Genomic DNA, 22,388 nt, shown 5'->3' on the forward strand with positions numbered 1-22,388 from the left:
CCGATCAGTTGAGAATCCGTACCTCTTCGCCCTCCGTCAGGCGGTAGACCCCCGCCGTGACGACCCGCTCGCCGGGCTGCACGCCGCGGTCGATCACCACACGGTCGCGACCGAAAAGCTCGCCCAGAGTCACTGCCCGCCGCGTCACCCGGTCGTCCGCACCCACGATCCAGACGTAGGTCCCGCCCTCGGCCGGGGCGCAGACCGCCGTCAGCGGCAGCGACACGGCATCCGCCACCGGATCGGCACTCTGCATCGTAATCGTGCACGACATGCCGGGCGAGATGCGCCACCGCGACGGATCGGGATTCTCCAGCCGCAGCGACACCGGAAATCCCGAGGCGTCGGACGAGGTCTGGGCGTAATCCTTCAGCCGGGCGGGGATCGTCACCCCGCGGTAGTTGTCGAAACGCACCACGAAGCGCGTCGTCGTGTCGCGCAGCGCATCCAGCGCACTCTCGGGCAGGGTGAACTGCACGGTCGTCGTCACGGGATTGACCAGCCGCACGATCGACTGTCCGGCCTGCACCCGCTCGAAATTGTCGACGTACGTACGCTCGATCACCCCGGCGAAGGGGGCCTTCAGACGGGTTTCGTCCAGCAGGTCGAGCGTATTCTCGTAGGTCGACCGCGCCTGGGCGTAGCGTGTGTCGGCCGCCTCGGCCTCCTGCCGCGAAACGGCTTCGTGCGACAGCAGCCGCTGCATGCGCTCACGCACCGAACGCGCCTCCTCGTAGGCCGAACGCGTCGCCGTGACCTGCAGTTCGACATCCCGCGGATCGAGTTCGGCCAGCAACGCCCCCCGTTCGACCCGTTCGCCCTTCGATACGGCCACGCGCAGCACCTGGCCCGAGAGTTTGAAGGCCAGCGTGACGGCATCGTCCGGCGTGGCAAGACCGGCAAAATCCTTTTCCAGGGTGTGGGCCGCAGCCGCCGTGGTGATCTTCACCGGCCGCGGAGCCGTCGCTACCGACGCTCCGCGGCGTGAACACCCGCCGGCCAGCAGCGGCAAAAGCAGATAACAGAGAATGTGGCGCATGGGATGAGTTCGATTTCATGGATCGACCTCTCCCCCGTCCGGGCTCCGATGCCGGGATTCCGACCGCGGCTCCACCGTGCGGAGATCCCCCGCAAACGGAAGGCCCCTCAAAAAGAAAAGTCGACCTCCCGTCGGAAGGTCAACTTTCATACCACAAGCCCCGCCGGGCCCCCTCGCGCGCCTCTACGGACGAATATCGCGACAGTTCTGCTTAGCCGTGATGGTGCCGTCGTCGAGCGTCACCAGTCCGCATTCGGCCCGCAGCATGGTCTTCATCGTCGAGGCGTCGATGTTGTAGCAGGGCACCCCGCCCGTACCGAAATCGTGCGTCATCGCCCCGTGGAGCAGATCGGGGGTCAGGCAGACCACCCACGCACCTTCGCTGCGGGCCCGCTCGACCAGTTCGGCCATCCGGCGGGCACAACGCTTCGACTGCCGCTCGAAATCCGTCACGCAGAGCATGTAGACCCTCCCCGGGCGGGTGATCACCTCCAGCGTGGCGTCGCGACCTGCGGCATCGCGCAGCGCAAACTCACTCACCAGCGGACGGACGGACGGTGCATCGCTCGTCGTGCGCGTATCGACCCACTCCCACTTCGTATCGTCCTGCCACTCGGGATCCTCCAGCGAGAACTCCCGCTCCTCGCCCGTCGCCCGGTTGCGGTAGACGAGCACCGTCTCCGATTCGCCCGGAGCCTCGTCCGGAGCCTGCATCGCCTCGTGGATGTTCACCCCCACCTTGTAGGGCAGGAAGTCGATCAGCGGCAGATGAATGTAACAGTAGTAGCCCAGATACATCGACAGGCAGAAGAACGTGCAGGTCAGCACGATCTCCGTGGGTTTGAAGGCAAAGACCTTGTCCGGGCGGTAACGCCACCACACCACCAGCGCCATGGGCAGCAGCACGACATTCTTGGCAAAGGTCTCCCATGGCGTCAGCCGCAGTGCATCGCCGAAGCAGCCGCAATCCTCGACCGGAAGCACCGTGGCGCTCAGCAGCGTCAGCACCGTAAAGAAGGTCATCGACAGCACCGCAAAGATCGAAATCAGCCGGATGCGCACCTTGAACAACAGCATGCAGCCCATCATCAGTTCGGCGCCGCACAACCAGATCGAGAAGGTCATGGCCGCCGGATCGAGCCACTCCATGCCGTAGATCGAGAGGTATTCGCTCACCTTGAGTGCCGTGCCCCACGGGTCGATCACCTTCGTGAAACCCGACAGGATAAACGTGCAGGCCAGAATGAGCCGGCAGATGTTCGCCACAATCTTGAATGTTCGCGTCCCTCTCATCGTGCGTCGATTATCGGGGCCAGCACCCCGCGGATTTTTTCAAAGATACGTTCCGGGCTCTCCATCGCCCCGCTCGAATCGCCGCACTCCACGACGCGCAGTTTCGCATCGCGCGCCGCCATCGAGAGGTAGACCTCGCGCACGCGGCGCTGCAGATCGAGGGCATCCTCGTGGATGTCGCGCCCGCCGTGGAGGTAGTCGCGGTCGGCACCCTCGCGCGTCTCGGCGAGTTTGCGCTCGGTGAAGGCGAAGGGAACATCGAGGAAGAGCGACACGTCGGGACGCGGCAGTGCATTGTGGCCGAACTCCAGGTCGAGGATCCACCGCGCCAGACGGTCACGCTCCTCTCCGGCCGGAAGTTTCGCACACTGGTAACCGACGTTCGACCAGACGTAACGGTCGAGAATCACAGCCCGGCCCGCAGCCAGCCAGCCGCGGATCATCCCGGCGGCCTCGGCCCGGTCGCCGGCGTAGAGCAGCGCCACCAGATAGGGGTTCACCTCGTCCACACCCCCGAACTCACCCCTGAGAAAACGAGCGATCAGATCGCCGTAGACCGGCGCATCGAAACGCGGGAAATGGACGTATTCGCTCTCCACGCCACGCTCCGCAAAGAGTTGGCGCAGCATCCCGATCTGGGTCGACTTGCCGGCCCCGTCCAGACCTTCGAGTACGATGAACATAGGCTTCTACCGTTTATTTCGTTTGTTGTTGCTTCCGAGTTTTTCCGGGTTCGGAACCCTTGCCGTCGGGTCTCCCCCATCGGGACCTTTCTGTTCCGGGCCCCCATGTCGGGTTCCTTTGGTCCGGGCCCCGGTTCTGCCCTCTCCGGTCGGGACTCTTGCCTGCCCCCGCCGGGTCACTTGTCTCCTCCCGGCCGGAACTCCAGCTTGCCCCGCCGGGTCTCTTGTCTCCTCCCGGCCGCCCCGTCGGAGGGTCAGTTGCGCAGCATGCGGACGGCACGCTCGACGCCGGCGACCAATGCGTCGATCTCCGACGCCGTATTGTACAACGCCAGCGACACGCGGCACATGCCCGTGATGCCGAAGTGGTCCATGACCGGTTCGGCACAGTGGTGCCCCGTCCGGACGGCGATACCCAGCTTGTCGAGGATCATCCCCACGTCGTAATGGTGGGCCCCCTCGATGTTGAACGACACGATGCCGCACTTGTCCGCCGTCTCTCCGTAGATGCGCAGCCCCGGGATGGCCGAAAGGCGCTCCTCGGCCCGCTGCCGCAGCATCGTCTCGTGGGCCTCGATCTCCGCGGCGTCAAACCGCGAAAGGAACCGGATGGCCTCGCCCAGCCCGATGGCCCCGATGAAATTGGCCGTACCGGCCTCGAACTTCAGCGGAACCGGAGCGTAGGTCGTACGGGCAAAGGTCACCCGGTCGACCATGTCACCTCCGCCGAAGAAGGGCGGCATCCGTTCGAGCAGTTCCCGTTTGCCGTACAGGACGCCGATGCCCGTCGGGCCGTAGAGTTTGTGGCCCGAGAAGGCGTAAAAGTCGCAATCCAGCGCCCGTACGTCGACGCCGCCGTGGACCACCCCCTGACAGCCGTCGACCACCGCAACGGCACCCACGGCGTGGGCCGCCTCGATGACGGGCCGCAGGTCGGGCCGCGTGCCCAGCGTATTCGATGCCTGCGTAACGGCCACCACGCGCGTGCGCTCGTCGATGAGCGTCGGGAGCAGATCCGTGCGCAGCGCCCCCCGGTCGTCGATCGGGAGCATCCGCAACTCGGCACCCCGCCGCTGGGCCACCAGCTGCCACGGCACCAGATTCGAATGGTGCTCCATCTCGCTCACCACGATGTTGTCCCCCGCCCCGACGAACGTATCGCCCCAGGCGTAGGCCACCGTATTGAGCGACGCCGTGGCGCCGGCCGTAAAGACCACCTCCTCCTTCTCGGCCGCACCGATGAAGTCGGCAATGCGCCGACGCGCCTCTTCGTAGAGCTCCGTGGCCTGCTCCGAAAGCAGATGAACGCCCCGATGGATGTTGGCATTCAGGTGGCGGTTGAGCCAGTCGATCCGCTCCAGCACCTGCTGCGGCTTCTGGGCCGTAGCGCCGCTGTCGAGGTAGATCAACGGCTTGCCGTAGACCTTCTCCCCAAGGATCGGAAACTCCCCGCGTATCTTTTCGACATCGAATCTCTCCTTTGTCCCCATGTCACTTGTCTGCTTGTTCGCTTCGTTATTCTTTTCTTTGCCGGGCCGACCCCTCCTCTCCGGAGGCCCGCTACCGCTCCAGCTTCGCAGCGGCCAGCCGCATGAGCGCCTCACCCAGCGGCTCGACACCGCACCGACGCACGATGTCTCCCACGAAGCCCTCGATCTGAAGGGCCCGGGCCTGCGCTTCGCTCAGGCCGCGCTGCCGCATGTAGAGGATCGCTTCCGAATCCATCTGCCCGACCGTCGCACCGTGCGAACACTTCACGTCGTCGGCATAGATCTCCAGCTGCGGCATCGTCTCGATACGGGCCTTCTCGCTCAGCAGCACGTTGCGGCTCTGCTGCCGCGCATCCGTCCGCTGGGCGTCGGGCGCCACGTAGACCAGGCCCGAGAACTCGCCCACCGCCTCGTCATCGGCCACTCCCTTGATGCACGAGACGCTCGTGCAGTCGGGGACGTTGTGCGCCGTGTGGAGCCGTACCACGCAATGCTCCTTCTCCGTAGCGAGGAAGACGCCGTTGAGCTCGTTCGAGGCTCCGCGGCCGTTCAGGTCGATGCGGTACGAGGCGTTGGCGCTCGACAGTTCGACCGTCGTCACGCGGCAGCAGCTCCGCTCTCCCTGCCGAAGGGCTATTTCAGCAAAAGTCTCTCCCAGAAAAATCTCCGTCAGGTCCAGTTGCGCCCCTTCGGCCAGTTCGACGTCAAGCCGCGCAACGCCCGCCTTCGTATGGAGCACCACCAGTTGCGCCGCAGCCCCGGCCGTGAGCTCCACCCGCAGGTGGTCGGGATCCGCCGCCGCATAGGCCTGCGGTATCGGCGTCTCGACCCGGAAAAGTTCCGGACCCGCCTTGCGCAACCCGCCGATAATCTCCAGAATCCGCTCCATCACTTGTCGTATTGGTTGATCAGCCAGTCGTAGCCCTCCCGTTCGAGTTTCAGCGCCAGCGTCTTGTCTCCCGTATAGATAATCCGCCCCTTGTAGAGCACGTGCACCACGTCGGGCACGATGTAATCCAGCAGCCGCTGGTAGTGCGTGATGACCACCGTGGCATTCTCCGCCGTATGGAGCTTCGTAACGCCCGTGGCGACGATCCGCAGCGCGTCGATATCCAGTCCCGAGTCGGTCTCGTCCAGGATGGCCAGCTTCGGATCGAGCATCGCCATCTGGAAGATCTCGTTCTTCTTCTTCTCACCGCCCGAGAAACCCTCGTTCACGGCCCGCGACGTGAGTTTCGACGACAGCTCGACCACGGCGCTCTTCTCCTTCATCAGGTGCAGGAACTCCGCGGCTGACAGCGGCTCCTCACCGCGGTACTTGCGCTGCTCGTTGACGGCCATCTTCATGAAGTTGGCCATCGTCACCCCGGGGATCTCCACCGGATACTGGAAGCCGAGGAACAACCCCAGCCGCGCCCGATCCTCGATCGACATCGCGAGCAGGTCGTGACCCAGAAACTCCACGGAGCCCTCGGTGACCGTAAACTTCTCGTTGCCGGCCAGCACCGAGGCCAGCGTCGACTTGCCCGAACCGTTCGGGCCCATGATGGCGTGCACCTCACCGGCCTTCACCTCGAGGTTGATGCCCCGCAGGATCTCCTTGCCATCAACCGTGGCATGCAGATTCTTGACACTTAACATATTGGTTTCCATTATTTTTTCTCCTTTCCATTCGTTTTGCCGCGTCGCTAACCGACCGTGCCCTCCAGCTGCAGGGCCAGCAGTTTCTGCGCCTCGACGGCAAACTCCATCGGCAGCTTCGCCAGCACCTCCCGCGCGTAGCCGTTGACGATCAGTCCCACGGCATCCTCGGTCGACAGCCCGCGCTGGTTGCAGTAGAAAAGCTGGTCGTCCGAAATCTTCGACGTCGTGGCCTCGTGTTCGACCACCGCCGTGCGGTTGCGGCTGTCGATCACCGGGAAGGTGTGGGCACCGCAACGGTCACCGATCAGCAACGAATCGCACTGCGAGTAGTTCCGCGCATGCTCCGCCCCCCTGGCCACGCGCACCAGCCCGCGGTAGGAGTTCTCGCTCTGTCCGGCCGAGATGCCCTTCGAGACGATCCGGCTGCGCGTGTTGCGGCCGATGTGGATCATCTTCGTGCCGGTATCGGCCTGCTGGCAGTTGTTGGTCATCGCCACCGAGTAGAACTCCCCGACCGAGTTGTCACCGGCCAGAATGCAGCTCGGATATTTCCACGTGATGGCCGAACCCGTTTCGACCTGCGTCCACGACAGCCGTGCATTCTCGCGGCACAGACCGCGCTTGGTCACGAAGTTGTAGACGCCGCCGCGCCCCTCCCGGTCGCCCGGGTACCAGTTCTGCACGGTCGAGTACTTCACCTCGGCGTCGCGCTCGACGACGATCTCCACCACGGCGGCATGCAGCTGGTTTTCGTCACGCTGCGGCGCCGTGCACCCTTCGAGGTAGCTCACGTAGGCACCCTCGTCGGCCACGATCAGCGTCCGCTCGAACTGCCCCGTCCCGGCGGCATTGATGCGGAAGTAGGTCGACAGCTCCATCGGGCACCGCACCCCCTTCGGGATGTAGCAGAACGAGCCGTCGGAGAAGACCGCGGCGTTCAGCGCGGCGTAGAAGTTGTCCGTGTAGGGGACGACGCTTCCGAGGTACTTCCGCACCAGATCGGGGTGGTCGCGCAGTGCCTCCGAAATCGAGCAGAAGATGATCCCCTTCTCGGCCAGCGTCTCCTTGAAGGTGGTCTTCACCGACACGGAGTCCATCACCGCATCGACGGCCACCCCCGACAGCGCCATCTGCTCCTCGAGCGGAATGCCCAGCTTGTCGAACGTGCGTTTCAATTCGGGGTCGACTTCGTCCATCGAACCCAGCTTCTTGCGGGCCTTCGGCGCCGCGTAGTAGATGATATCCTGAAAGTCGATCTCCGGGATCCGCAGATGTGCCCACGTCGGGGGCTCCAGCGTCAGCCAGTGGCGGTAGGCCGCCACACGGCGCTCGGTCATCCACTCCGGTTCGCCCTTCTTGGCGGAGATCAGCCGCACGACCTCTTCCGAGAGTCCCTTGCCGATGGTTTCGGTCTCGATCGCCGAGGTAAAGCCGTACTTGTATTCCTGTTCTCCGAGGTTTTCCAGTATCTCTTTTTCGTTCTCTGCCATTGCTTGCAAAATATCGTGCAAAGATACAAATTCTAATCCGAATTTCATAATACTGCCTTCAAAACCGGTGCCGCAGCCCCCGTCCGGCCCGCCCGGGCACAAAAAAGGGGCGTGGATTGCTCCACGCCCCGTTCTCCCGGCAGGGATCGGCTATTTCTCGTAAACAATCACCACCTTGCCTACCTCGACGTTGGTCGATTTGTCGGTGAAGTCGATGCGGAAGTTGTCGGTCGCCACTCCCGCCGCAGCGAAATCGAACGTGATCGTCTTCGACTTCTCGCCGGCAGGCTCAACGGCGGCCAGCGTCGTTCCGTCGTATGTACACTTCAGCATCGCCGGATCGCGCGTCGAATTGGGATAAACCGTGATCGACTTGATCTTGCCCATGCCCGAACCGGCCACGTGCGTCTCGGCCTTGCCCTTGTTGAAGTACCAGACAATGTTCTTCGCGGCATCGGTGCTGTAATAGACGTTGCCCGTGAAGGTGATCGTCGAGGCGCCCGAATCGTCGGTGGCCGTCCAGGTCGAATCCTCCTCCTTCCAGCTCGTCGGCAGCCCCGAGATATTTGTCGACAGCACGCCGGCCGTACCCGTAAGGGTCATCGTATACTCCTTCGTGGAGGGTACCGTCGAGGGATCCGGCTCCCACGAAAGCGCGTAGAGGTTGATGTTGGCGTAGGCATAGATATAGATCATCGTCTCGCCCGTCAGATCCGTGAAGGTCACCTTCTTGGACTCGCCCGATGATGACGTCGGACAGGCCTCGCGCAGATACTCTGTGCCGTTGGCGCTCACACCTACCTCACGCGTGGCATCCGAACTGCTGCTCGAAATGGCCTTCAGCGTCAGCACACCGTTGCCGTTCACACGCAGAGCCACGGCACGGGCCGTCGGAGTCGGACCCTTAGGATCGCTGCCGCCATTGAACTTGATACGGTCGGTCTTTTTGCCCTCTCCATCCACGGAATGCTCGATCTCCATCTCCTTTCCGGAGCGGGCCAGGAACTGCAGATTGCCGTAGACTACCGATTCCGAAAGCACACCGGCCGGGAAGGTCGCAGCATCGGAGAAGTCCCACGTATGGGCCGTCGTGATGGTCGTCAGCACCTCGTTGATACGCATCGTCAGGCTGGCTGCCTCCGAATCCGTCCAATTGAGCGAGCCCTCGGCCGCCTTGGCTACCACCGTCACCGTATAGTTGCCCGCCTTCAGAGCCGCTACCGTCGAGGCCGAAATCTCATACGTCGGCGTCTCTACGGTCTGCGTCTTGCCGTTGAAGGTCACCTCATAGGCGGCGGCATTCGGGACGGCATTCCAGCTGACGGTCACGACCTGCGACGTGCCCTGATCCAGCGAAGGAAGCTCCGTGGTCGTGAAGACCGGCGTCTCGAGCACCTTCGGCTCGCCGCCCGATACCACCTCGAGCGACCACTCCAGCGCCTCGAGCTCAACGGGCGAGCAGCTGCAGATGTAGATCATCGTCTCGCCCTGGATGTCGCCGAAGCCGAACTTGCTCTGCGAACCGTCGGCCGGAAGCGCATAGCGCGAACCGTTGACGATCAGCTCCATGTGTTTGTTGTAGCCGGCATCCGACGGCGTGATGAGCACCGACCCCGGTACGCTCACCTTGAAGGCCAGCGCATTGTTCGTCGGCTCGTCCACGGGCGAGAAGGTCGAGGCGGCCGAGAACGAAATCGTTCCGTTCCCCGTAATGGCCATCGGAGCCTCCGCGTCGTTGACCAGGAACTGCAGGTTGCCCAGAATCCGGTTGCGGTCGATCGTCTGTGCCTCGAAGGTCTCCGGATCGGCGAAGTTCCAGACCGTAGCCTCGGTGATGGCGTTGAGCTCCGTCTGCTCCGGGATGACCGGCGCCACGGCATTCCACCAGCGCGGGTCTCCCACGCGTACCGACGCGATCTCGCCGTTCACCAGATAGAACTTGCCCCGCTCCGAAGCCTCGCACGGATCCTCCGAAAGCACCTTGCTGCCGTTGACCAGGATCAACTCCGGAGTCAGGTCCAGATTCGACGCATAGAAGAAGCCCTCCTTCTTATCCGCATTGTCGTAGTAGTTGAAGAAGTAGTTTGCCGACAGGGTCGGAACGACGGCATCCGAATAGTTCGAAATGAACGAGAAATCCTTGGAGGCCAGATATTCATTCAGGATCAGGTTGTTCGAAACCGTGAAGTTCTCCGTGGTCAGCCCCGTGGCACGCAGGCAGATCAGACCCTTGCGGTTGGTCGCCAGCGAGAAGTTCGAAATCGTGTTGTTGCTGACGGTCACCTTGCCCAGGATCGTACCGCGCTGCATGAAGAGGAAGCCGCGGCCGCCGTTGTAGAACGTCGAATTGACAACCGAAACCTCATGGTAGGTACCGAACCGGAAGTCGATCGCATCACCGCCGTCTCCCGCAATGTCGTGCATGTAGAGTCCGTCGAAGGTCATCTTCTGGACATCGATGCCGTTGTCCGCCTGATCGAGCGTCTCGGCAATCACACCCTTCGTGTAGTTATATACCTCGCAGTTCTTGACCGTCAGGTTCTCGATCTTGACATTGGCCGACTCGATCGCAACAACCGATCCGCCGCCGTTGCCGTTGAGCACGAGATCCTCCAGGTGGAACGAATAGGCCGCCGTGCCGACTCCCAGTTTGGCGGCAAGGCCGATTACGGTCGGCTTCTTACCCTCGGTGGAGGTCTGACCGTAGATGGCCAGATCCTGCGTGAGCGCCGTGCTCAGGGCATTGGTCGAACCGGCCGGCTCGCTCGGAGGCGTCACGTCGTAGGGGGTTTCCGTGTCGGTCAGCAGGATCCGGGTGGCGCCGTCGGTTACCAGACGCAGCAGCTCCTCGGCCGTTGCAGCCTCGGAGGCGCCCTCCGTATCGGGACGCGTCCAGACATCCTGTCCGCCGCGAACCGCACTGTTGTAGCAAACCGTAATGAAGTACTCCGTCGAGGGTTTCAGCCCCGAGATCGTCGCCTCGGCCTGTGCGATCTGATCCTCCGACAGATCCAGCCGGACAGGCTCCTCGGCCGTCGCGGCTACCGGCGTAGCCAGCAGGTGCGACACGAAGTCGTCCTGATCCCACGTCAGCGTCACCGACTCGGAGGTGCGCGCCGTAACCACCGGATTCAGCGGCGACATGATGGCGTAGGTCGTCATCGGGCCCACGATGGCCACCTTTGACGGCGCCGTGCGCTCGTTCGAACTGAAGGCCTGGACCGTTGCGTAGTATTCCTTCTCGACCTCCAGATCGAGCGTCACCGGAAGATCCGTCGGCTGGATATCACTCCGCGTCGTGACCTTCTGCGTCAGTCCTTCGTCCGAATAGACCACTACCTCGTAGGTGTCCGTCGTGCGGACATCCCACGTCAGACGGATCTGGTTGCCCGTCGTCAGGACCGATCCCATGACATTCAACGGCATCAGCGCCCGATCGAGCACCAGTTCGTCATTAATGCCGTCCGGATCGTCCGAACAGCCGCCCAGTCCTGCCGTGGCGATCAGCAGCAGGCCGGACATCCATTTGCGAAATATGCTTTTCATAATCGTTTGTTCTGTTTTGATGCGGTCAACCTGTTAATATCCGTAGTCGTTGCGGATCTGACCCTGCGAGTTGTCGACCACACTCTGGAAGATGGGCCAGTACTGACGCGTATTGGGATCCCGGTCGTAGAGGCGGTCGATCTCCGCCTGCGTAAACTTCGGACTGTCGGTCTTCGAGGCACACGGCATGTAGCGCGCTACGGCACCCTTCGAATCGGTGTAGGGAATCCACGTGTTGTCGGTCGGCGCCGTCTGCTCGTCGGGCAGCAGGCCGTACATCTCCAGCTTCGTGCCGTCCACCTTGTAGTAGATATAGCCGTCACCCTGCGAGAGGTAGCTGAAATCACCCGACCAGTTGTTCAGGTCGCTGATCTTCTGCTTCGTCTCGTCCATCTTCGTCTTGAGCAGGTTCCAGCGGATCAGGTCCGTCTTGCGCAGCATCTCGCCCACGAACTCCAGCGCACGCTCCCTGACAAGGGCTTCGAACATCGCGTCGGCCGAGCCGATCGCATTGACATACACCTGGGCCATCTGCTCGTTGCCGGCATAGGCACGCTTGCGGACCTCCAGCAGGTAATTCTTCGCGTTGTTCAGACCGCCGCCGTCGACATCCGAGCACGACTCGTGGATCGCACACTCGGCCGCCATCAGATAGACGTCCGAAAGACGCATGTAGGGCGGTTTGAAGCCGTCGTCGTTACCGCCGCTGTAGGGATAGTTCTCCATCCACTCGTAGCGGTACTTGCCGAAGAACCACTGGTCGATGCCGGCCAGCTGCGGCGCGGCGGTCGACCCCGAGACGTACTCCCACTCGAAGTTCACGCAGCTCACGTCGCGGCGCGTATCCTGCTTCTCATACTCGAACCAGAAGGTGGGTACCGGACCGACATTGCCGCCACGGCTCGACATTCCGGCCGATGCTCCGAGATACTGGTCCGTACCCGGGTGCGGAATGGCGAACGAGTAGTTCCAGCGTCCGCGGTTGTTGCCGTAGGGGAAGATCCACAGCACCTCGCGGCCCGTACCGGCCGACGTGCGGTCGAAGTTGTTCAGGTCGCGCCACAGCTGCTCGTAGTTCGGATAGAGCGACATGCCGCTGTTGCGGATCACATCCACGCAGGCGGCCAGCGCCTTCGGGTAGAGGACCTCCTTCTGCAGTTCGGGATCCGACGAGAGGCGGATCGAACCCGGATCACCCGTTCCGACGGCTCCGTCGGCCGGACGAAGCGCATAGCCCGAAGCCATCAGCGCCAGACGCGCGTAGAGTCCCTTGGCAAAGGCCCGGCTTACACGGTCGGTCGTCGTGGCATGGCCCTGACCCGGCCACGGCAGGTAGTCCCACGCCTCCTGCAGGTCGCCCAGGATCTGCTTGAAGATCACGTCGCGGCTCGTCTTCGGAATGTAGATGTCGTCGCTGATGGGCTCCGTACGGAAGGGAACGTCGCCCCACGCACGGATCAGGTCGTAGTACATCACCGCACGCAGCGTCAGCGCCTCACCCAGCAGGTAGGCCATGTCGGGGTTGTTGGCCACGTCGCCGTACTGGCGCAGGTTCTTGATGTTGAGGTTCGCCCGCTCGATGGCCGTATAGTAGGGCGAATAGGCGTCGGCACTCGAGCCCGAAGTGTTCATCTCGCCGTTGGTCGGCAGCAGGTTGTAGCCGTAGATGGCCTGACGGTTGTCGTTGGTCACCTTCTCGGTATCGTTGCTCCAGTTGTTGGCCCACTCGATGTCGGAGTTCAGACCCACGTAGGGATGGTAACGTCCGCGGTGGTTCGCCTTCTCCAGCAAGGCCTGCGTGATACCGAAGTTGCAACCTTCGGCCAACTCGTAGTTCGAGAAGACGGTCTCGGTATCGAACGACGATTTGGTCTCCGTCTCCAACAGGTCGGCGCAGGCCGTCAGTGCACCCGCTCCCGACAATACGAACATATATTTGATCAGTGTTTTCATACTCGTTTGGAAAATTTGCTTTTGAAGGTCTTTAGAAGGTCAGATTCGCACCGAAGACAACCGAACGGCTGCGCGGGTAGGCCGAATAGTCGACTCCCGGAGTCAGCGGCGTGGCACGGCGGGTATCCACCTCGGGATCGTAGCCCGAATACCCCGTCCAGCAGAAGAGATTGGCGCCCGTCACGTAGAGGCGGAACTTCTTGATGTGCAGTTTCTGCATCCACCGATCGGGAAGCGTGTAGCCCAGCGTCACGGACGACAGACGCAGGAACGACCCGTCCTCGACGGCCCAGTCCGAGAAGACGGCCGTCGACATCAGCGGCGACCACATCGTCGTCCCGGCATTCGCCTCGGCCAGCTGCGTCGGATCGGTGATCAGCTCGCCCGTCGACCAGTCGATGTTCGTCCAGCGGTTCTGCGTGGCCATCATGTCGATCAGGTTGCGGAATTTGTTATTCGTACCGCGCTCCGTGGTGAACTCGATCTTGTTGGCATTGTAGATCTGGTTGCCGTAGACCCAGTTGAAGTTGGCTGCAAAGTCGAAGCCGTAGGCATAGCCCGTCAGCGAGAAACCTCCGGTCCACTTGGGCTGTGCATTGCCGATGATCGTACGGTCGGCCGTCGTCACCTTGTTGTCCGCGCTGCCGTCGACATTCCTGAGCTTCATGGCTCCCGGACGCAGATAGGCCGTACCGATCACGGCCGAGCAGTCCACGACACCCTCCTTGAGCACCCACTTGCCGTCGACGTAGTTGAAGTCGTCGACCTCGTAGCGGCCGTCCGAAACGTAGCCGTACATCTGGCCCAGGGCGCTGCCTACCGTCACGCGGTAGTCCGTACCGACCTCATTGGCCGATACCCAGCCCGACTGCAGGCCATCGAGGAAGTCCAGACCGCCCAGATCCATCACCGTATTCTCGTTGTAGCTGGCGTTGGCCGTGAAGGTCAGACCGTAGTCCGGCTTCTCCAACAGCACGAACGTCGCAGCAAGCTCGACACCGCGGTTGCGCGTCTCGCCCAGGTTGCGGTACTGATACTCGTAGCCGCTGCCCGTCAACGGGTATTTGATCAGCAGGTCCTTCGTGTTGTTCTGGTAGACGTCCACCGAACCGTTGATCCGGCCGCGCAGGAAGCTGAAGTCCAGACCCAGGTTGTGCGAGTAGGTCGTCTCCCACGTCAGATCGGGATTGGCCATGACGATCTTGGCGTCGTCGTCCTTGGCCACGCCCCACCAGTTGTCGTACAGATACCAGTTGCTGGCATTGTCGTTTCCGGCATACTCCTGCAGCATCAGGCCCGAGGGGATGTTGTTGTTACCGGCCGTACCGTAGCTGTAACGCAGCTTCAGGTTGTCGATCCAGGTGATGTCCTTCATCCACTCCTCGCCCGACAGACGCCACGACACGGCCGCCGACGGGAAATAGCCCCACTGGTTGCCCTTGGCGAACTTCGACGAACCGTCGGCCCGCATCGTCGCCGAGAACATGTACTTGCCCTTGTAGTCGTAGTTCAGACGACCGAAGAACGAGAAGAGACGGTCGTCCGGATCGTAGAAGTTGTTCACCGAACGCGTTCCCGTGGCCGAGCTCATCATCTGCCAGGCCATCATCGAGTCGTAAAACTCCGGGAAATCATAGGCCCAGGCCGTCAGCGTGTTCGAACGTGTCACGATGTACTCCTGACCCAGCAGCAGGTTGAGCGAGTGGTCCTTGTTGCCGATCACGTTCTTGAAATCGTAGCTCAGCGTATTGGTGCTGCGGATCTTGTTGCGCGTATAGTCGGTATACTGCGTGGCGGGACCCGGACGGTTCGAGTTGTAGATCAGATAGGTCGTCATGCCGTAGAAGCGGTCCTTCGTCTGGTCGTAGGTATCCAGACCCGCCTCGACGCGCAGCTTCAGATTGTCGACGATCTCCCACTGGAAGGCCGCATTGCCGTTCCAGTTCTTGCGCTCGTAACGGCTGTCGTTGTCGGCCGTGGCGATCAGCGGGTTGACGTTGTCGCCGGCCGACGTCTCATCTTCGTCACCCGACACGGCCGTCGTGAAGGGGAACGGTCGGTACTGGATGGCGTGCTTCACACGGCCGTTGCCCGACGTCGAACCCGAATCGTTGTAGGAGTTCGAACCCGCTCCGCGCACGTTCGTATCCGAATAACGGATCGAAAAGTCGAACGAAACCTTCTTCGTCGGCTTGTAGCTGGCCTTGAAGTTGAGGTTGTTGCGCTTGAAGGTCGACCCCACCATGATGGCCCGCTCGTCGATGTGGGCATAGCCGGCCGTCCACTTGAACTTGTCGCCGCCGCCCGAGATCGAAAGGTTGTGGTTGAAGGTCGTACCCGTACGGCCGAAGGTCTGGTCGAGCCAGTCGATGCCCTGCAGGTTCCTGTAGAGGTCCATGTCGGCAAATCCGCCGAAATAGGGCTCGTAGTTGGTGGCGAGCTTGCCCTCCACCATGGCCGCCTCGTACTGGTACTGCACGAACTCGTAGGGCGTCATCGGCGTCAGCGCATCCTGGTTGGCAAACTTCTTGATGCCGTAGTAGGCGTTGTAGTTGACCGTGATGCGGCCCGATTCACCGCTCTTGGTCGTCACGATCACAACGCCGTTGGCGCCTCGCGCACCGTAGATGGCCGTCGAGAAGGCATCCTTCAGCACGTCGATCGAGGCGATCTCCGAAGCCGGGATGTCCGAGATGCTCTCCACCGGGAAGCCGTCGACGATGTAGAGCGGCGAGTTGTCCTGCGTGATCGAACCGCCGCCGCGCACGCGGATCTTGATCTCCGCATCGGGATCACCTTCGGTAGCCGTCACCGTCACACCGGCCATGCGGCCCGACAGCGCCTCGGTCACCGAGTTGACCGGCATCTGCGTCAGTGCGTCGGCACTCACCGAGGCCACCGATCCGACCACGTCACGACGCTTGACGGCCGCATAACCCACGACCACCACATCGTCCAGCGCCGTCGACTCGACCTCGAGCGTCACGTCGATCTGCGTCTTCGTGCCGATGGCCACGCGCTGCGTCTTCATTCCTATATAGGAGACCACCAGTGTCTTCTTCGACGCGTCGGGGACCTGCAGGGTCCACGAACCGTCGACTCCCGAACTTGCTCCCAAAGTCGTGCCTTCTACGACCACCGAGGCTCCGATTACCGGATTGCCTGCCGAATCCTTGACCACTCCTCCGATCTTCTGGGCCATGGCCGCGGCAGCCATCCCCAGTCCCAACAGGAGCGTCAGGGCAAACTTTAGCGTAAAGTTTTTCATAAAAAAGGTTTTGGTTAATAATTAGGTTCCTATTCTTTTTTTAATTTTTTTATGGAATTACCCGCTTTTCCCTATACAAAAATAGAATCCATACCCAGATTCAAATGGTAAAATTTATCACTTCTCATGGAGATTTTATCAAATAGTCCCGATCGGCCTCCAAATGGCCCCGGAAGCACCTCTCCGAACAAAAAATCCTCCCCGCAGGGAGGATTTTCCGTATTCGGTGACGGGATTCCACAAAGGATTTTCGCCGGAGATCCGACCTCACGACCACCCCTCACACCTCCGGTCCGGAGCTACAGCCGCCCCTTGGCACGGTCGTACTCGAGCGAGGCCCAGATGAAGGGCCCCACGCCCTTGCAGTCGTTCTCGATGACCGGCTCCGAGATGTAGTATTCGAACGTGCCGCTGCGCCGCTGCTTGCCGCCCAGTCCGGCCACCGCACAGCAGTCCGTCATCGAGATCGTGCCGTCGGCATTCTCACGGATGAAGCGGTCGACGAACTGTTCGTAGCGGTGCAGCGCTTCCTCGCGCATCTCCTCGGGCAGGTAGCCCAAACGCACGGCCTTCAGCTGCGCATAGACGAACATCACCGATCCGGTCGACTCGAGGTAGTTGCCCTCGCGCCCCGGCTGGTCCAGCACCTGGTACCACATCCCCGTCCGGGGGTCGGCATACTTCGGCAGCACATCGTAGATCCGCTCCAGGATGGCCTGCATCGGACGCGTGGCATCGCTCTTGCCCAGATACTGCATCGTCTCGACGATCGCCATGGCATACCACCCCATGGCCCGGCACCAGGCGTGGGCCGACTGCCCCGAAATCGAATCGCACCAGAACATCTCGCGCGAATCGTCGTAGGCGTGGCGGTAGAGCCCCGTCGCGGGGTCCCACGTGTGCTTGCCCACCGTGACGAACTGGTTCACGATGTCGGCCACGGCATCGTCGAGCGCCGCACCGGTCAGGTGCGTCATCGCATACTCGGCATAGAAGGGTTCGGCCATGTAGAGGCCGTCGAGCCACATCTGGTGCGGATAGACCGCCTTGTGCCAGAAGCCGCCGTCGAAATTGCGCGGTTGCGCGCGCAGCTGGGCGTAGAGCGTGTCGAGCACCTGCGCGTAACGCTGCTCTCCGGTGCGGTTGTAGAGACTGAACAGCGCACGGCCCGGGCAGATGTGGTCGAGATTGTACTTCGCACGGCTGTAGGTCAGCACGCTGCCGTCGGCCTGCACGATCGTGTCGTAGTAGCGGTCGGCATAGGCGATGAAGTCCGGACGGTTCCACGCCTCGCCCGCATCGCGGATGGCCAGCAGTTCGAGCCCCGTCGTATAGTTCCACTTCACCTTGCCGGCCGGAATGCCGTCGAGCATCGCGGGCGAAGGGTTGCGCGCAATCTCGCTCTCGGCCATCCGGACGGCCAGCGACATCGGCGAATCGTACAGCGCTCCCGATCCCGAGGAGCAGGCGGCCATCCCCAGGACAGCCACGGCAATCAACAGTCGTTTCATGATTTTCTGGTCTCTTTTTTGGTCTCTTTATCCTGATTCTGCTTCAAATGGTTCGTCTTGAGGAACTCGGCCGGCGACATGTGGTACTGTTCGCGGAAGCAGCGGCTGAAGTAGCCCGGATCCGAGAAGCCCACCTTGTAGGCCACCTCCGATACGGAGAACTGCCCCGTGCGCAGCAGCATCTGTGCCTTGGTGATGCGGTACTCCTTGATCAGTTCGACGGGCGACTTGCCCGTGAGGCTCTTCAGCTTGTTGTACATCGTCGTGCGCCCCACGCCCAGGTGCGAGGCCAGCTGGTCGATCGTCAGTTCGGAATTCTCGATGTTCTCCCCGAGCCACGACATCACCTCCCGCAGGAACTCCTCGTCGCGGTCCGTAACGACCACATCCTCAACCGCCAGCTCGACCACCTTGTTGCGGGCCGACTGCGTCGAGAAGCGTTCGAACAGCGTCCGCCGCTGCGTGAGCAGGTTGTCGATGCGTGCCAGCAGCAGCTCGATGCTGAACGGCTTGGTGATGTAGCCGTCGGCGCCGAACTCCATGGCCTTCACCCGGTCGTCGGGCGAGTGGCGCGCCGTGAGCATGATGATCGGCAGGTGGCTCATCGTGAAGTCGTGGCGCACCTTGTCGATCAGTTCGATGCCGTCCATGCGGGGCATCATCAGGTCCGTGACGATGATGTCGGGCTGTTCGCTGCGGATCTTCTCGAGCGCCTCGACGCCGTCGTCGGCCTCCACGACGTGGTACGTGTCGATCAGGCTGTTGTACATGAAGATCCGCAGCTCGCGGTTGTCCTCCACGAGCAGGATCTTCTGTGCATCCTTCGGCGGCCGTACGTCCGTACGGCGCTGGCTGTCGGCCGACGTGTAGTCGCTCACCATGTAATTGTTGCGATGGCTGTGTCCGTGGCCGTCGGCCTCGCTGCCCGCCTGCGAGAAGTCGATCTGCTCCATACCGAAGTGGGCGTTGCCCAGCCGCAGCCGCACGGTGAAGGCCGCACCTTCGCCCGGACGGCTCTCCACCGAGATCTCGCCGTGGTGCAGTTCGACGATGTCGCGGCACAGCGACAGGCCGATGCCCGACCCCTTCATCGATCGGTCGACGGCCCGCGATGCCTGCGCAAAGCGTTCGAAGATCTGCTCCTGCTTGTCCTTCGGGATGCCGATGCCCGTGTCGCGCACGGTCAGCAGCACCCGCTCCTCGGCCTCGCGCAGCGAGAGAATCACCTCGATGCGACCGCCGTCGGGCGTGAACTTCATGGCGTTGGACAGCAGGTTGTAGACGACGCTCTCCATGCGTTCCGGGTCGACCCACACCAGCACCGAGCGGCTCGAGACCGTGAACAGCAGCTCGATCCGCCGCTCGGAGGCCATCTCGCGGAAGTCGTCCAGCGCATCCTCCACGAGCGGCACCAGATCCACGCGCGAGATCTTCAACTCCATCTTGTTCTTGACGATCTTGCGGAAATCCAGCAGCTGGTTGATCAGCGTCAGCATGCGTTTGGCGTTGCGGTGGGCCAGCGTGAGGCTCGTCTCGCCGCGCGGCGAGAGCTGGTCGTGCTTGCGCACATCCTCGATGCCGCCCAGAATGAGCGTCAGCGGCGTGCGCAGCTCGTGCGAGATGTTCGTGAAGAAGCGCAGCTTCAGATCCGTCATGTTCTGTTCGACGCTCGCCTCGCGGCGGATCCGCATCACGGAGGCGGCGATGCGGAAGGCGATGACCAGCACCGCCAGCACCGCCAGCACGTAGAGCGTCTTGGCCCACCACGTCAGCCACAACGGAGGCAGCACCTCGATCTCGATCGAGATCCCCTCGTCGGCCGTATCGGCGTTGCCGACGAAGGCCTTGACATGGAAACGGTATTTGCCGATCGGCACGTTGGAGTACGACGCACGGTTGATCGTTCCCGAGATGTTCCAGTCCTGGTCGTACCCCTCGAGGCGGTACATGTAGCCCACCTCGTGCTGGATCGAGAAGTTCAGCGTGGCGAACTCCACGCGGAAATTCGAGAAGTTGTAGGGCAAAACCACCCGGCCAGCCTCCGGGACGGCCACTTCGAGCGGAGCGTCCTTGCCGACCCGCGCCGGTTTGTTGCGCACGTCGAAACCCGTGAAGCGCAGCCGGTAGTCGATCTTCTCGGAGAGCATCTCCCCGGGGCTGAAGCGGTAGAGCTGACGCCCGCCGGCGAAGTAGACGTCGCCCAGCGGCGAGGTGAGCGCCGTAGCCTCGCTGAAGATCTCGTTGCGGTGTTCGTCGTAGACGTAGTAGTTCGAGAAGAGGTGGCGCGAGGGGTCGAAGCGCGAGACGGCGTTGTGGGTCGAGACCCAGATGTCACCCCGCCGGTCCTCGGTCAGCGCCATGCAGATGTTGCTGGCCAGACCGTACGAACGGTCGTAGCAGTGGAAGTGCGGAAGCCCCACGCTGTCGTAACCCGTGATGAGGTTCAGTCCGCCGCCGAAGGTCGCCAGCCAGATCCGCCCCTTCGAATCCTTGAGCATGTGGATGATGTCGTTGTTGCCCAGCGAGGTCGTGTCGCCCGGGATCTTCTGCATCAGGCGGAAGCGCATCTCGCGCGGCGGCAGACTCGGATCGAAGAGCAGCAGTCCGTCGACCGTCGCGGCGAACATCCGCTCCGCACCGTCGCACAGCAGCCACCGCACGCGCCCCGCCTCGTCGAGCGGATAGTGCGACAGCTGGTTCCCGGCGTGGATGAAGCGGCTCCCGGCAGGATCCTCCAGCAGGTTGATGCCGCCGCCGTAGGTGGCCACCCAGATCCGCCCCCGCGTATCGATCTCGACGCAGTAGATCTGGTCATCGCTCAGCGAATAGGCCTCCGCGTCGGAGTGGGTGAAGTGCGTCACCGCATAGTCATCCGTTCCCTTCGGCGTCAGCCGGTAGAGGCCTTCGCCCTTGGTACCCACCCAGATACGCCCTTCGGCATCCTCCCGGAGCGCATAGATCATGCCCGTGCCGGCTCCCTGCTGCGGCAGCGTGTAAACCGGGCGGTTCGAGGCGTCGAAGGCCGTCAGTTCGCCGTCGCGCGTCCCGACCCACATCCGTCCCCGGCGGTCGGTCATCAGCGCGCGGATCTCCCCCGACAACGGATTCGACGACTTGGCGTCGAGCGTCAGTACATCGGCCGGCTGCTGCAGCAGCACCGCCTTGCGAAGCCCCCGTTCGTTGTAGGTCGACAGCCACAGCACGTTGTCGTGCACGTCGAAACGCACCACGGCATTGGTCATCCGGCAGTCGGGCTGCTCCGGATCGTTGTAGAAGGGTTCGATGCGGTCGTTCTTGCGGTCGTAGTAGCCGAAGCCCCAATTGTTCATCTTGATCCACAGCCGGCCGCCGCTCTCGGCGATCTTCGGAATCGTATCCAGGTAGTAGGAGACCGTATAGGGCTTCTGCTCGAAGTGTTTGTAGTCGTCCGATGCGGGGTTGTAGCGCGTGATGCCCGTCTCGGGGGTGGTCACCCAGACGATACCGTGCGAATCGGTGGCCAGGGCCCGGATCCGTCGCGGGCGATGGCCCTTCGGATCGAGCCGCTCGAGACGGTCGCCGCCCACGCGGTAGAGTTCACCCGTGCGGCTGCCGGCGTAGATGCGCTGGCGCACCGTGTCGGCCGTGATGGCCGTCAGCGGCGAACTGCCGCCGCCGAGACGTTCGATCCCCGTACCGTCGATCCCGCAGCGGACGATCTCCGAGGGCATCAGGCAGTAGACGTGCGTCGAATCGGCCGCAAAGTCGAATCCCGGAGTCTCGGACTGGCAGAGGAGCCGCAGCGTATCCGCATCGGCTGGGAGATAATGCAGCCCGCCCCCGGAAGAGGCCAGCCACGTACCGCCCCGGGCATCGAGATAGAGTGCCGTGACGTCGCCGCCCAGCTCGTCGCACGTATGGAAGGCCGTCACGCGAACCGGCGACTCGTCGGCCGCATCCTCGAAGCGGATCGCCCCGACGCCGGCCACGGCCACCCACGTGCCGCCCCGCCGGTCGTGACGGCAGAAGAGCGTCCGGTAGTGGTTCGAATCGAGGCCGTCGATCAGCGACACCACATCCTCGAACTGCTCCGTATAGCGGTTCAGGCGGTAGACGTGCAGGTTGTAGGTCGTGAACCAGAGGTGGCCGTTCGCATCCTCGCTCACCGAAATGAAGCGATGGTGGGCCAGCGGCGAGAAGTCGCCCGGCGTGGTGCTGAAGTTCTTGAACGTATAACCGTCGAAACGGCTCACGCCGTACCACGTGCAGATCCATACGAAGCCCCGCGAATCGGTATAGATGTCGGCGATGCGGTCGTGGGTCATGCCGTCAAGCGTCGAGTAGGTACGGAAAAGACTCTGCGGTGGCGCCGCCGCAAAAAGAGACGGGATGGCAGCGGCAACCGCCAGCAACAGAGTAACAAGAAGTCGTTTCATGGTCGGTAGTCAGCCCCTTCGGGGAGGTGTCGCCCCGGTCGGGAATATCGGTTTCA

General features: G+C 62.5%; 12 protein-coding genes. All 12 read right to left on the minus strand.

Annotation, left to right across the window (positions count from 1 at the left end; translation table 11 throughout):
• Positions 1 to 4: 4 nt before the first annotated feature.
• Positions 5 to 1,039, minus strand: a complete 1,035-nt coding sequence (locus tag B5G09_RS00100) for an efflux RND transporter periplasmic adaptor subunit (protein WP_087403532.1) — start codon at positions 1,037 to 1,039, stop codon at positions 5 to 7.
• Between the two features lie 183 nt (positions 1,040 to 1,222).
• Positions 1,223 to 2,332, minus strand: a complete 1,110-nt coding sequence (locus B5G09_RS00105; protein ID WP_087403533.1) for a BT_3928 family protein — start codon at positions 2,330 to 2,332, stop codon at positions 1,223 to 1,225.
• Entirely contained in the window at positions 2,329 to 3,015 is a 687-nt protein-coding gene (locus tag B5G09_RS00110; RefSeq protein WP_087403534.1) for a thymidylate kinase, read from the minus strand. The genes B5G09_RS00105 and B5G09_RS00110 overlap by 4 nt, the downstream gene beginning before the upstream one ends.
• A 254-nt stretch (positions 3,016 to 3,269) precedes the next feature.
• Positions 3,270 to 4,505: a SufS family cysteine desulfurase gene (locus B5G09_RS00115; RefSeq protein WP_087403535.1), complete on the minus strand. Its 1,236-nt coding sequence runs from the start codon at positions 4,503 to 4,505 to the stop codon at positions 3,270 to 3,272.
• A 70-nt stretch (positions 4,506 to 4,575) separates the two neighbouring features.
• On the minus strand, positions 4,576 to 5,394 hold the full coding sequence (locus tag B5G09_RS00120; RefSeq protein WP_087403536.1) for a SufD family Fe-S cluster assembly protein: 819 nt from the start codon (positions 5,392 to 5,394) through the stop codon (positions 4,576 to 4,578).
• A complete protein-coding gene (sufC, locus tag B5G09_RS00125) occupies positions 5,394 to 6,146 on the minus strand; it encodes a Fe-S cluster assembly ATPase SufC (protein WP_087311341.1) in 753 nt (250 codons plus the stop codon). The genes B5G09_RS00120 and sufC overlap by 1 nt, the downstream gene beginning before the upstream one ends.
• A gap of 47 nt (positions 6,147 to 6,193) precedes the next feature.
• On the minus strand, positions 6,194 to 7,639 hold the full coding sequence (gene sufB, locus B5G09_RS00130; RefSeq protein ID WP_087311343.1) for a Fe-S cluster assembly protein SufB: 1,446 nt from the start codon (positions 7,637 to 7,639) through the stop codon (positions 6,194 to 6,196).
• 150 nt (positions 7,640 to 7,789) lie between these two features.
• The gene (locus B5G09_RS00135) at positions 7,790 to 11,185 is read right to left on the minus strand and encodes a DUF4957 domain-containing protein (RefSeq protein WP_087403537.1); all 3,396 of its coding nucleotides are present in this window, start codon (positions 11,183 to 11,185) and stop codon (positions 7,790 to 7,792) included.
• Positions 11,186 to 11,218: 33 nt separating this feature from the next.
• Positions 11,219 to 13,138: a RagB/SusD family nutrient uptake outer membrane protein gene (locus B5G09_RS00140; protein ID WP_087403538.1), complete on the minus strand. Its 1,920-nt coding sequence runs from the start codon at positions 13,136 to 13,138 to the stop codon at positions 11,219 to 11,221.
• Between the two features lie 31 nt (positions 13,139 to 13,169).
• Complete coding sequence (locus tag B5G09_RS00145) at positions 13,170 to 16,406, minus strand: TonB-dependent receptor (protein WP_087403539.1); 3,237 nt, start codon at positions 16,404 to 16,406, stop codon at positions 13,170 to 13,172.
• A gap of 299 nt (positions 16,407 to 16,705) precedes the next feature.
• Positions 16,706 to 17,917 (minus strand): glycoside hydrolase family 88 protein, encoded by a 1,212-nt coding sequence (locus B5G09_RS00150; protein WP_087403540.1) that lies wholly within the window; start codon positions 17,915 to 17,917, stop codon positions 16,706 to 16,708.
• Positions 17,914 to 22,332: a two-component regulator propeller domain-containing protein gene (locus B5G09_RS00155; protein ID WP_087403541.1), complete on the minus strand. Its 4,419-nt coding sequence runs from the start codon at positions 22,330 to 22,332 to the stop codon at positions 17,914 to 17,916. The genes B5G09_RS00150 and B5G09_RS00155 overlap by 4 nt, the downstream gene beginning before the upstream one ends.
• Positions 22,333 to 22,388: the final 56 nt, after the last annotated feature.

Origin of the sequence: Alistipes sp. An54 (assembly GCF_002159375.1) — a bacterium.
GTDB lineage: Bacteria > Bacteroidota > Bacteroidia > Bacteroidales > Rikenellaceae > Alistipes > Alistipes megaguti.

Excerpts from the sequence above, each read along its gene's own strand:
- B5G09_RS00100 (WP_087403532.1), bottom strand. The coding sequence starts at position 1,039 with ATGCGCCACATTCTCTGTTATCTGCTTTTGCCGCTGCTGGCCGGCGGG.
- B5G09_RS00105 (WP_087403533.1), bottom strand. The coding sequence starts at position 2,332 with ATGAGAGGGACGCGAACATTCAAGATTGTGGCGAACATCTGCCGGCTC.
- B5G09_RS00110 (WP_087403534.1), bottom strand. The coding sequence starts at position 3,015 with ATGTTCATCGTACTCGAAGGTCTGGACGGGGCCGGCAAGTCGACCCAG.
- B5G09_RS00115 (WP_087403535.1), bottom strand. The coding sequence starts at position 4,505 with ATGGGGACAAAGGAGAGATTCGATGTCGAAAAGATACGCGGGGAGTTT.
- B5G09_RS00120 (WP_087403536.1), bottom strand. The coding sequence starts at position 5,394 with ATGGAGCGGATTCTGGAGATTATCGGCGGGTTGCGCAAGGCGGGTCCG.
- sufC (WP_087311341.1), bottom strand. The coding sequence starts at position 6,146 with ATGTTAAGTGTCAAGAATCTGCATGCCACGGTTGATGGCAAGGAGATC.
- sufB (WP_087311343.1), bottom strand. The coding sequence starts at position 7,639 with ATGGCAGAGAACGAAAAAGAGATACTGGAAAACCTCGGAGAACAGGAA.
- B5G09_RS00135 (WP_087403537.1), bottom strand. The coding sequence starts at position 11,185 with ATGAAAAGCATATTTCGCAAATGGATGTCCGGCCTGCTGCTGATCGCC.
- B5G09_RS00140 (WP_087403538.1), bottom strand. The coding sequence starts at position 13,138 with ATGAAAACACTGATCAAATATATGTTCGTATTGTCGGGAGCGGGTGCA.
- B5G09_RS00145 (WP_087403539.1), bottom strand. The coding sequence starts at position 16,406 with ATGAAAAACTTTACGCTAAAGTTTGCCCTGACGCTCCTGTTGGGACTG.
- B5G09_RS00150 (WP_087403540.1), bottom strand. The coding sequence starts at position 17,917 with ATGAAACGACTGTTGATTGCCGTGGCTGTCCTGGGGATGGCCGCCTGC.
- B5G09_RS00155 (WP_087403541.1), bottom strand. The coding sequence starts at position 22,332 with ATGAAACGACTTCTTGTTACTCTGTTGCTGGCGGTTGCCGCTGCCATC.